This window comes from Enterobacter cloacae complex sp. 370H10, from assembly GCF_050031535.1.
GTDB classification, from domain to species: Bacteria; Pseudomonadota; Gammaproteobacteria; order Enterobacterales; family Enterobacteriaceae; genus Enterobacter; species Enterobacter intestinihominis.
This window is the reverse complement of the sequence record NZ_JBLGWG010000001.1, coordinates 3531957-3543736: the sequence shown is the minus strand read 5'-3', so window position 1 is coordinate 3543736 and position 11780 is coordinate 3531957. Positions and strand designations below refer to the sequence as shown.

The 11780-nt window shown below is 53.1% G+C and carries 5 protein-coding genes, 1 tRNA gene and 3 rRNA genes; 6 read left to right on the top strand and 3 right to left on the bottom strand.

The window, feature by feature from the left end; genetic code table 11:
* Positions 1-249: 249 nt before the first annotated feature.
* The 6 genes from ACQG2Q_RS17370 to ACQG2Q_RS17345 all read left to right on the top strand — a co-directional run bounded on the left by ACQG2Q_RS17370 (position 250) and on the right by ACQG2Q_RS17345 (position 7266).
* Positions 250-1791, top strand: a 16S ribosomal RNA gene (locus ACQG2Q_RS17370).
* An 84-nt stretch (positions 1792-1875) separates the two neighbouring features.
* Positions 1876-1951 (top strand) — tRNA-Glu (locus tag ACQG2Q_RS17365).
* Positions 1952-2133: 182 nt separating this feature from the next.
* Positions 2134-5038: ribosomal RNA gene (locus ACQG2Q_RS17360) — 23S ribosomal RNA — on the top strand.
* A gap of 71 nt (positions 5039-5109) precedes the next feature.
* Positions 5110-5225: ribosomal RNA gene (gene rrf, locus ACQG2Q_RS17355) — 5S ribosomal RNA — on the top strand.
* Together the 16S, 23S and 5S rRNA genes with 1 tRNA gene alongside form the textbook arrangement of a ribosomal RNA operon.
* Positions 5226-5354: 129 nt before the next feature.
* Positions 5355-5807, top strand: a complete 453-nt coding sequence (locus ACQG2Q_RS17350; protein ID WP_048966853.1) for a DUF4385 domain-containing protein — start codon at positions 5355-5357, stop codon at positions 5805-5807.
* A gap of 151 nt (positions 5808-5958) precedes the next feature.
* Complete coding sequence (locus tag ACQG2Q_RS17345; RefSeq protein WP_426759246.1) at positions 5959-7266, top strand: MFS family transporter; 1308 nt, start codon at positions 5959-5961, stop codon at positions 7264-7266.
* Here the strand turns inward: ACQG2Q_RS17345 and ACQG2Q_RS17340 are convergent.
* The 3 genes from ACQG2Q_RS17340 to ACQG2Q_RS17330 form a co-directional block, all read right to left on the bottom strand.
* The gene (locus ACQG2Q_RS17340; protein ID WP_022649053.1) at positions 7263-7586 is read right to left on the bottom strand and encodes a YfiM family lipoprotein; all 324 of its coding nucleotides are present in this window, start codon (positions 7584-7586) and stop codon (positions 7263-7265) included. The two genes, ACQG2Q_RS17345 and ACQG2Q_RS17340, sit on opposite strands and share 4 nt — an antisense overlap.
* Positions 7587-7633: 47 nt before the next feature.
* Positions 7634-8989: a CDP-diacylglycerol--serine O-phosphatidyltransferase gene (gene pssA, locus ACQG2Q_RS17335; RefSeq protein ID WP_022649052.1), complete on the bottom strand. Its 1356-nt coding sequence runs from the start codon at positions 8987-8989 to the stop codon at positions 7634-7636.
* A 109-nt stretch (positions 8990-9098) separates the two neighbouring features.
* A complete protein-coding gene (locus tag ACQG2Q_RS17330; RefSeq protein WP_063849974.1) occupies positions 9099-11762 on the bottom strand; it encodes a bifunctional acetate--CoA ligase family protein/GNAT family N-acetyltransferase in 2664 nt (887 codons plus the stop codon).
* Positions 11763-11780: the final 18 nt, after the last annotated feature.

The window sequence follows — 11780 nt, the reverse complement described above, 5'->3', positions numbered from 1 at the left end:
GGCACGCAAGCCGCCGGGTCAGCAGAGAAAAGCAAAATAAACGCTTGACTCTGAAGCGGGAAAGCGTAATATGCACACCCCGCGCCGCAGCGAAAACGAAGCGGCACTGCTCTTTAACAATTTATCAGACAATCTGTGTGGGCACTCAAAGTGATATGGATTCTTAACGTCCTCGGACGAAAAATGAATACCAAGTCTCTGAGTGAACACTTAATTCATTACGAAGTTTAATTCAAGAGCATCAAACTTAAATTGAAGAGTTTGATCATGGCTCAGATTGAACGCTGGCGGCAGGCCTAACACATGCAAGTCGAACGGTAACAGGAAGCAGCTTGCTGCTTTGCTGACGAGTGGCGGACGGGTGAGTAATGTCTGGGAAACTGCCTGATGGAGGGGGATAACTACTGGAAACGGTAGCTAATACCGCATAACGTCGCAAGACCAAAGAGGGGGACCTTCGGGCCTCTTGCCATCGGATGTGCCCAGATGGGATTAGCTAGTAGGTGGGGTAACGGCTCACCTAGGCGACGATCCCTAGCTGGTCTGAGAGGATGACCAGCCACACTGGAACTGAGACACGGTCCAGACTCCTACGGGAGGCAGCAGTGGGGAATATTGCACAATGGGCGCAAGCCTGATGCAGCCATGCCGCGTGTATGAAGAAGGCCTTCGGGTTGTAAAGTACTTTCAGCGGGGAGGAAGGCGACAGGGTTAATAACCCTGTCGATTGACGTTACCCGCAGAAGAAGCACCGGCTAACTCCGTGCCAGCAGCCGCGGTAATACGGAGGGTGCAAGCGTTAATCGGAATTACTGGGCGTAAAGCGCACGCAGGCGGTCTGTCAAGTCGGATGTGAAATCCCCGGGCTCAACCTGGGAACTGCATTCGAAACTGGCAGGCTAGAGTCTTGTAGAGGGGGGTAGAATTCCAGGTGTAGCGGTGAAATGCGTAGAGATCTGGAGGAATACCGGTGGCGAAGGCGGCCCCCTGGACAAAGACTGACGCTCAGGTGCGAAAGCGTGGGGAGCAAACAGGATTAGATACCCTGGTAGTCCACGCCGTAAACGATGTCGACTTGGAGGTTGTGCCCTTGAGGCGTGGCTTCCGGAGCTAACGCGTTAAGTCGACCGCCTGGGGAGTACGGCCGCAAGGTTAAAACTCAAATGAATTGACGGGGGCCCGCACAAGCGGTGGAGCATGTGGTTTAATTCGATGCAACGCGAAGAACCTTACCTACTCTTGACATCCAGAGAACTTAGCAGAGATGCTTTGGTGCCTTCGGGAACTCTGAGACAGGTGCTGCATGGCTGTCGTCAGCTCGTGTTGTGAAATGTTGGGTTAAGTCCCGCAACGAGCGCAACCCTTATCCTTTGTTGCCAGCGGTTAGGCCGGGAACTCAAAGGAGACTGCCAGTGATAAACTGGAGGAAGGTGGGGATGACGTCAAGTCATCATGGCCCTTACGAGTAGGGCTACACACGTGCTACAATGGCGCATACAAAGAGAAGCGACCTCGCGAGAGCAAGCGGACCTCATAAAGTGCGTCGTAGTCCGGATTGGAGTCTGCAACTCGACTCCATGAAGTCGGAATCGCTAGTAATCGTGGATCAGAATGCCACGGTGAATACGTTCCCGGGCCTTGTACACACCGCCCGTCACACCATGGGAGTGGGTTGCAAAAGAAGTAGGTAGCTTAACCTTCGGGAGGGCGCTTACCACTTTGTGATTCATGACTGGGGTGAAGTCGTAACAAGGTAACCGTAGGGGAACCTGCGGTTGGATCACCTCCTTACCTTAAAGAACCTGCCTTTGTAGTGCTCACACAGATTGTCTGATGAAAAGTAAATAGCAAGGCGTCTTGCGATTGAGACTGTACGTCCCCTTCGTCTAGAGGCCCAGGACACCGCCCTTTCACGGCGGTAACAGGGGTTCGAATCCCCTAGGGGACGCCACTTGCTGGTTCGTGAGTGAAAGTCACCTGCCGTCATATCTCAAAACTGACTTGCGAGTCATGTTTGAGATATTTGCTCTTTAAAAATCTGGATCAAGCTGAAAATTGAAACGACACACAGCTCATGTGTGTTCGAGTCTCTCAAATTTTCGCAATCAGAAGTGAAACATCTTCGGGTTGTGAGGTTAAGCGACTAAGCGTACACGGTGGATGCCCTGGCAGTCAGAGGCGATGAAGGACGTGCTAATCTGCGAAAAGCGCCGGCGAGGTGATATGAACCTTTGACCCGGCGATGTCCGAATGGGGAAACCCAGTGCAATCCGTTGCACTATCGTTAACTGAATACATAGGTTAACGAGGCGAACCGGGGGAACTGAAACATCTAAGTACCCCGAGGAAAAGAAATCAACCGAGATTCCCCCAGTAGCGGCGAGCGAACGGGGAGCAGCCCGGAGTCTGAATCAGCTTGTGTGTTAGTGGAACGGTCTGGAAAGTCCGACGGTACAGGGTGATAGTCCCGTACACGAAAGCACACTTGCTGTGAACTCGAAGAGTAGGGCGGGACACGTGGTATCCTGTCTGAATATGGGGGGACCATCCTCCAAGGCTAAATACTCCTGACTGACCGATAGTGAACCAGTACCGTGAGGGAAAGGCGAAAAGAACCCCGGCGAGGGGAGTGAAAAAGAACCTGAAACCGTGTACGTACAAGCAGTGGGAGCCTCTTTATGGGGTGACTGCGTACCTTTTGTATAATGGGTCAGCGACTTATATTCTGTAGCAAGGTTAACCGTATAGGGGAGCCGAAGGGAAACCGAGTCTTAACTGGGCGTTAAGTTGCAGGGTATAGACCCGAAACCCGGTGATCTAGCCATGGGCAGGTTGAAGGTTGGGTAACACTAACTGGAGGACCGAACCGACTAATGTTGAAAAATTAGCGGATGACCTGTGGCTGGGGGTGAAAGGCCAATCAAACCGGGAGATAGCTGGTTCTCCCCGAAAGCTATTTAGGTAGCGCCTCGTGAACTCATCTTCGGGGGTAGAGCACTGTTTCGGCTAGGGGGCCATCCCGGCTTACCAACCCGATGCAAACTACGAATACCGAAGAATGTTATCACGGGAGACACACGGCGGGTGCTAACGTCCGTCGTGAAGAGGGAAACAACCCAGACCGCCAGCTAAGGTCCCAAAGTCATGGTTAAGTGGGAAACGATGTGGGAAGGCACAGACAGCCAGGATGTTGGCTTAGAAGCAGCCATCATTTAAAGAAAGCGTAATAGCTCACTGGTCGAGTCGGCCTGCGCGGAAGATGTAACGGGGCTAAACCATGCACCGAAGCTGCGGCAGCGACACTATGTGTTGTTGGGTAGGGGAGCGTTCTGTAAGCCGTTGAAGGTGTCCTGTGAGGGGTGCTGGAGGTATCAGAAGTGCGAATGCTGACATAAGTAACGATAAAGCGGGTGAAAAGCCCGCTCGCCGGAAGACCAAGGGTTCCTGTCCAACGTTAATCGGGGCAGGGTGAGTCGACCCCTAAGGCGAGGCCGAAAGGCGTAGTCGATGGGAAACAGGTTAATATTCCTGTACTTGGTGTTACTGCGAAGGGGGGACGGAGAAGGCTATGTCAGCCGGGCGACGGTTGTCCCGGTTTAAGCATGTAGGCGGAGGTTCCAGGTAAATCCGGTACCTTATTAACGCTGAGGTGTGATGACGAGGCACTACGGTGCTGAAGTGATAAATGCCCTGCTTCCAGGAAAAGCCTCTAAGCATCAGGTAACACGAAATCGTACCCCAAACCGACACAGGTGGTCAGGTAGAGAATACCAAGGCGCTTGAGAGAACTCGGGTGAAGGAACTAGGCAAAATGGTGCCGTAACTTCGGGAGAAGGCACGCTGATATGTAGGTGAAGCCCCTGCGGGCGGAGCTGAAATCAGTCGAAGATACCAGCTGGCTGCAACTGTTTATTAAAAACACAGCACTGTGCAAACACGAAAGTGGACGTATACGGTGTGACGCCTGCCCGGTGCCGGAAGGTTAATTGATGGGGTTAGCGGCAACGCGAAGCTCTTGATCGAAGCCCCGGTAAACGGCGGCCGTAACTATAACGGTCCTAAGGTAGCGAAATTCCTTGTCGGGTAAGTTCCGACCTGCACGAATGGCGTAATGATGGCCAGGCTGTCTCCACCCGAGACTCAGTGAAATTGAACTCGCTGTGAAGATGCAGTGTACCCGCGGCAAGACGGAAAGACCCCGTGAACCTTTACTATAGCTTGACACTGAACACTGGTCCTTGATGTGTAGGATAGGTGGGAGGCTTTGAAGCGTGGACGCCAGTCTGCGTGGAGCCAACCTTGAAATACCACCCTTTAATGGCTGGTGTTCTAACGTAGACCCGTAATCCGGGTTGCGGACAGTGTCTGGTGGGTAGTTTGACTGGGGCGGTCTCCTCCCAAAGAGTAACGGAGGAGCACGAAGGTTGGCTAATCCTGGTCGGACATCAGGAGGTTAGTGCAATGGCATAAGCCAGCTTGACTGCGAGCGTGACGGCGCGAGCAGGTGCGAAAGCAGGTCATAGTGATCCGGTGGTTCTGAATGGAAGGGCCATCGCTCAACGGATAAAAGGTACTCCGGGGATAACAGGCTGATACCGCCCAAGAGTTCATATCGACGGCGGTGTTTGGCACCTCGATGTCGGCTCATCACATCCTGGGGCTGAAGTAGGTCCCAAGGGTATGGCTGTTCGCCATTTAAAGTGGTACGCGAGCTGGGTTTAGAACGTCGTGAGACAGTTCGGTCCCTATCTGCCGTGGGCGCTGGAGAATTGAGGGGGGCTGCTCCTAGTACGAGAGGACCGGAGTGGACGCATCACTGGTGTTCGGGTTGTCATGCCAATGGCACTGCCCGGTAGCTAAATGCGGAAGAGATAAGTGCTGAAAGCATCTAAGCACGAAACTTGCCCCGAGATGAGTTCTCCCTGAGACTTTAAGTCTCCTGAAGGAACGTTGAAGACGACGACGTTGATAGGTCGGGTGTGTAAGCGCAGCGATGCGTTGAGCTAACCGATACTAATGAACCGTGAGGCTTAACCTTACAACGCCGAAGCTGTTTTGGCGAAGAGAGACAGACACGATTTTCAGCCTGATACAGATTAACAGAATTTGCCTGGCGGCTTTAGCGCGGTGGTCCCACCTGACCCCATGCCGAACTCAGAAGTGAAACGCCGTAGCGCCGATGGTAGTGTGGGGTCTCCCCATGTGAGAGTAGGGAACTGCCAGGCATCAATCAGGAAGAACCCCGTACCGGAAGGTGCGGGGTTTTTTGCTTTGTGCACGGAAAAACATGCCGGATGGCGGCTTCCCCTTATCCGGCCTACAATTGTTAAAACGATTTTAACAATGGTGCCGCTTTGACTCGTCCTTTTGATTACCAACAAGATTTTGCAAATATAAATTTTCGCGAACATCCCGAACGGTATCAGGTTGGCCGGGGTGAGCAGGGCGTATTGATGGTCGAGCCTTATAAAAGCGAAATCCTTCCACACTGGCGTTTTAAAAATTCTGAAGTCGCAGCGCGTTCGGCACAAGAGATATACGCTCTCTTTGAAGAGTACCGCAGTAAAAACGATTTTGTAGGTATGGATATGGCGCGTAAATTCATACAAATGGGCTATACCCGCGCCCGGCGATACGCGAATCATAAGGGCGGTAAAAAGTATGATGCGGAACGACAAGTCAAACCCTTCGATCACGATCCAGTGAAAGCAGAAGCAGCCGCAGTCTTCAAAAAGTGGTGGGATAAAATTCGTGCAGACGAAGATTACTTGCAGCGAAAAAAGGCCCACCAGCAGTCCTGGGGATAATTACTGCGTCCGCTAATAATTAGATAGCTGATCGAGTTCACAAAACGCAATGAAACATATTGGAAACATTTTATTTACCTAACGATTCGTTTTAAATCCGGTTTTACTGTTTGTGGGCAAAGGCCCGCAATGTGAGACAGGGGATATTAAAATGACAGAAACCGTAGCCAGTGCAGATACGGATAACACCAATTTGGCAGGTAAGGATACTCGCCGTCGGGTTTGGGCAATCGTTGGGGCCTCATCAGGAAACCTTGTAGAGTGGTTTGACTTTTACGTCTATTCATTTTGTTCACTCTACTTTGCGCATATCTTTTTCCCGTCAGGGAACACCACAACTCAGCTTTTGCAAACCGCAGGCGTTTTTGCCGCCGGGTTCCTGATGCGCCCTATCGGTGGATGGCTATTCGGCAGGATCGCGGACAGGAAAGGGCGCAAGACATCCATGCTCATCTCTGTATGCATGATGTGCGTCGGCTCGCTGGTGATTGCCTGCCTGCCCGGTTATGCGACTATCGGAACATGGGCACCGGCGTTGTTGTTGCTGGCACGTCTGTTCCAGGGGCTATCGGTCGGTGGCGAATATGGCACCAGTGCGACATACATGAGCGAAGTGGCGGTTGAAGGTCGCAAAGGTTTCTACGCATCATTCCAGTATGTAACCCTCATTGGCGGACAGCTACTGGCGTTACTGGTTGTGGTGATCCTTCAACAAATCCTTAGCGATGAAGATTTACGCGCCTGGGGCTGGCGCATTCCGTTTGCCCTGGGGGCAGCCCTGGCGGTTGTGGCGCTGTGGCTACGCCGTCAGCTTGATGAAACCTCACAACAGGAGGTCAGGGCGCTTAAAGAAGCTGGTTCGATGAAAGGGCTGTGGCGTAACCGCAAAGCATTTTTGATGGTATTAGGCTTTACCGCCGCAGGCTCGCTAAGCTTCTATACCTTCACCACCTATATGCAAAAATATCTGGTCAACACTACGGGCATGCATGCAAACGTTGCGAGTGTCGTCATGACGGTGGCGTTACTGGTCTTTATGCTCATCCAGCCAATTGTCGGCGCGCTGTCGGACAAAATTGGTCGCCGTACCTCCATGCTGATCTTTGGCGGCATGCTCACCCTGGGTACCGTTCCGCTTTTGACGGCGCTACAGCATACAACCTCTCCGTATGCCGCTTTCGCTTTAATCATGGTGGCGCTCATTATTATCAGTTTTTACACGGCAATCAGTGGCATTTTGAAAGCGGAAATGTTTCCCGCACAGGTGAGGGCGCTGGGCGTAGGCCTCTCTTATGCGGTTGCAAACGCCCTGTTCGGCGGTTCGGCAGAGTATGTCGCGTTATCCCTTAAGTCATGGGGCAGTGAAACGACCTTTTTCTGGTATGTCACCGTTATGGGGGCGCTGGCGTTTATTGTCTCGCTGATGCTGCATCGCAAAGGAAAAGGTATCCGCCTTTAATAATGCGCCATCTGCCAGACGGCGTAGCCGGTTGTTGCCCCGGCTACGTCCCAGGCAAAATCTTTCCAGCTCCAGCCACTTCCCGAGGGGCGGCTATCCCAAAGTTCTTTTGATGCCCCCAGGCTGATGGAGAACATCAGGCCTATTGTGGCACTTCGATCCCGGCTATATCCCTGGTGCAGCGCATACTCATTGCCCGCAGCGGACATCATTGCAGACGCCAGAAAGTGCTGAGCTTTATCCTGACCCGACCAGTTATCATTAGCCATATGGCTGCAACCTGTCAGCAAAAGAGGGATTATCAGGCATGGCGTACGCATTAACAGGCTCCATAAAAAAAAGCCCCGTCGATGACAGGGCTCGTGTATTACAGAATGCGGCTGATGAGGCGATCGATACGGATCCGACGTAGACGGCGAATCAGCTTGCGAACTTTCACCGGGTAATCAGCGATGCTTTGCAGATCGCGATAATGACGAACCACTGTGGTATGCGTGCGTATAAGCTCCAGCTCACGATCGCGTTTCGCGGCTAACGCATGCTGAGGATCGTGAATAAGAATGGCGTTTTCCAAATCCAGACGCCAGGCGCGTGGGTTCAGGTTATTACCGGTCAGCAGCATCCACTCGTCATCCACCCACATTCCTTTGAGATGATAACTGTTATCTTCATCTTTCCAGAGGCGCACGACGAGCTGGTCCGTGTTCACATAGTACTGTAAACGGCTCAGAAAGCGGCGCAGGTTAATCTCATAGAGATAAGGCAGTGCGCCGATGATCTTGAAAGGCTGATCTTCCGGAATGAAAAAGTCGTTTGCCGTTTTATCCCCGACAATGATTTCCACCTTTTTACCATCACGCAGCAGCTGAATGATATTACGCACCAGAACGGCGGGAAGGTTGAAGTACGGGGTGCAGATGGTGAGCTTATGCTCCGCGCACGGCATCAAATGGAAGATAGTCTTGTTCAGGAGGCTGGATTTACCCAGGCCTACCAGAGGCGTAACGGACAGTTCTTCATTATTGGCATCACCCTGGAAACGATAAATCGCATCGCGCAGCTCCTGGCGGAAGGAGCGAACGTCGTTTTTGATTTCCGGGCTTTTCGGGCGATGAGGATCGTCAAGACGGTGCACACCCCGGCCATGAACCAGGTTTTTATCAACCCAGTTGAACATGATGTCGGTCATCTGCGGATTACGGATAAGATGGTAGCGATCGTAACGGTATTTATCGAGCTGATGGAGATACACATCATTCAGACTGGCGCCGCTATAAAGGACGCTGTCATCAATGATAAATCCTTTAAAATGAAGAACGCCAAGCGCTTCACGGGTATTCACCGGTACGCCATATACCGGTATATCAATACCCGGATTTTCCTGGGCCATGCGGCAATACCAGTCAGCATTGGTATTCGAGGCAGCCGCACCAATACGGCCACGCTGAGCACGGTGCCAGTCAACCAGCACGCGAACATCCAGTTCCGGACGCTGACGTTTCGCTTCATAGAGCGCGTTCAGGATCGCACGCCCACCTTCATCTTGTTCAAGATAGAGCGCCACAATGCAAATACGTCGCGTAGCGCTGGCAATCTTTTCAAGAAGCGTCTCCCGGAAATGAGCGGGAGCATAAAAGAACTCTACATCATCAACTGACTGAGAAATCTTCGGTAGTTGAGCAAGGTGTTGTTGATGTTTATTACGCTTAAATTTTGACAACATCACAGTGCGTTTCTTCTCTGTTCATTGAAGGGTTGTCTGTACCAGGCAAACAACATAAGCGGACAATGATACCCCAGTGCCGGGAAAAGTGGGTAACATTTCCAGCAGCTTACTCTTGTTTATCCGTCGAAGTCAGGCTGAGGGACAAAGAGACAATGCCTTCATCCAGCTGGATATCAACGTCAAAACCGAGCTTCCGCGCCAGGGTCACCATACCCCGATTATTTGGCATAGTAATGCCATTGAGCCGTGACAATCCGTGATCGCGCGTATAACCAATGAGTTTTTCGAGCAGCCGTCTGCCCAAACCCAAACCTTTAAGATCGGAACGCACCAGTACGGCAAACTCCGCATCCACGTTATCCGGGTCGGAAATGGCACGCGTCACGCCGAGGATCTCTTCTCCCTCTGCGGAACGGCGGACCGCCACAATCGCCATTTCTCGATCGTAGTCGATCTGGGTCATATTGGCTAAATCGTCGTGGGTAAATTCATTAATTTCGCTGAAATAGCGATAGTACAAATCTTCTTTCGTCACCTGCGAGATGAACGCTCGCAGCAGCGGCTCGTCTTCCGGCAGGATAGGGCGAAACAGTGCCCGCTCTCCATTTTTCATCTCCACCCACTCTTCCAGATGGAGAGGATAAGGACGAATGGCGAGACGGCTTTCCCGGTCACCGACAAATGGCGCAATTTCCAGCGTCACGTCGAGGGCAGTGAATTCATTTCCGGAAGCGAGGAGCGGGTGGATGTCCAGGCGCTGGATCTCCGCACAGTCAACAATGAGGTTGGAGACCTTCACCAGAAACTGGCTTAACCCGGCGATATCAAGCGGCCTCAGAGCGCTTCTACCGCGGATTTTTTTACTTTTGATGGCCTGAATAACCAAATAACGCGCCAGGTTCATGTTTAGAGGTGGAAGCGCGACAGCCGCTTGTTCTTCTGGCCGCCATTCAACGCCGCCTTCACCCAGCATAATGAGTGGACCAAAAACCGGATCGTGTTCGACGACCACGCGCAGCTCCTGCGCACCTGCTCGGTTAGCCATGCTCTGCACCAGCAGGCCGTGGATCCGGGCCTGTGGCCACGTCATTTTAACGCGATCGATAATGGCATCCGCGGCCTGTTGTACTTCTGTCGCGGTGCGCAGATACAGCATGACGCCCTGAACATCCGATTTGTGCGGAATATCGGGGGAGCGCAGCTTCAGCGCGACCGGATAGCCAATCTGCTCAGCGATATGTACCGCCTCAGCGCTGTCACCGGCAATCCAGGTCGGCAGTGTTTGCATCCCATAGCTGCCAAGAATGGGTTGCACTTCATGCGTATCAAGCGAAGTGGCGCCCTCTTCGATGGCCTGTTGCAATAAACTGTGTACGTCCACCGAATTTGCTGTGAGGTTGCCCGGTAGGGCAGGCGTTTCACGCAGCTGCTTCTGGTTGCGGCGGTACTCAACCATATGCATAAACGCGGTTATGGTGCCCTCTGGCGTACGGTAGGTTGGCAACCCGGCTTCACTAAACAGACGTCGCGCTTCCTGCGAGGAGAACTCGCCGCACCAGTTGGTCAGCAGGGTGACGTATTTGCCGCGCGGATGGTTTCGGACAGCCTCAATCAGCGTTCGTGCACTTTCGCTGCCTGGCGCAACCGCGCTGGGCGAATGGATAATCATCAGCGCATCAAAGTCCTGGCTATCCAGCAAAATCGTGATCGCCTTAATGTAACGATCGCTGCTGGCATCATCGCGCAAATCGAGGGGATTATCGGGAACAACGCTTCCCGGTAACGCGTCCCGCAGGCGCTGGAGCGTCTCTTCACCCAGCGTGGCCAGCTTGCCGTTGCGTAGCCAGAGCTCGTCCAGCGCCAGGGCGGCGGGAGCGGCTCCGTTGCTGACAATCATCAGCTTTTCACCGCGCAGGGGACGCATGTGGCTCAACGTTTCGACGGCGGAAAAAAGCTCGTGCGTATCCTGTACCCGCAGTAAACCGGCGCGCTGGATCGCTGCATCCCATGCGGGATCCATCCCGGAATGGGAATGCAGCAGGCGCTGAGCCGCGGGGCTGCGCCCGCTTTTGATGACCAGAATCGGTTTATTACGCGATGCGCTACGCGACGCCGACACAAAACGACGGGCGTCGCTCAGGTGTTCAAGGTAGAGCAGGATAGCGCTGGTTTTGCTGTCACGCGCCAGGAAATCCAGCAGCTCATCGACGTCAATGTCCAGGCTGTCGCCGAGGGCGATGAAATAGGAAAAGCCCATCTCACGCTGCTGCGCCCAGTCGAGGATGGTATTGGATACCGCTGCCGACTGTGAAATAAAGGCCAGTTTGCCTTTACGGATCGGAACCGGGGAAAAACTGGCATTCAGCCCTTGCCAGGGCGCAAGCAGACCGAGGCTATTTGGACCAAGAATGCGCATCTGGTAGCGGCTGGCGCAGGCCAGCAGTTCGGGCTGCTGTTCAGGAGGCGAGGAAAGAATAATGCAGGTTTTACAGCCTTTCTGACCGAGCGACTCAAGCAATTCGAGGTTTCGTTTCGCATGCGTACAGAGCACGGCGAGGTCGGGAACAAACGGTAAACTTTGCACGTCCGGCCATGCCAGCACCCCCTGTACCGCTTTATAAGCGGGCGTAACGGGCATGACCGGGCCGTTAAACCCGCCAGCCAGCAGGTTACGCATCATCAGATACCCTGCGCGGTCCGGTTTCATCGAGGCGCCAATAACGGCAATGGATTTCGGACGGAGTAGCGCTTCTAACCCTCTCTGGCTCATGCAGGCCTCCTGTGAATG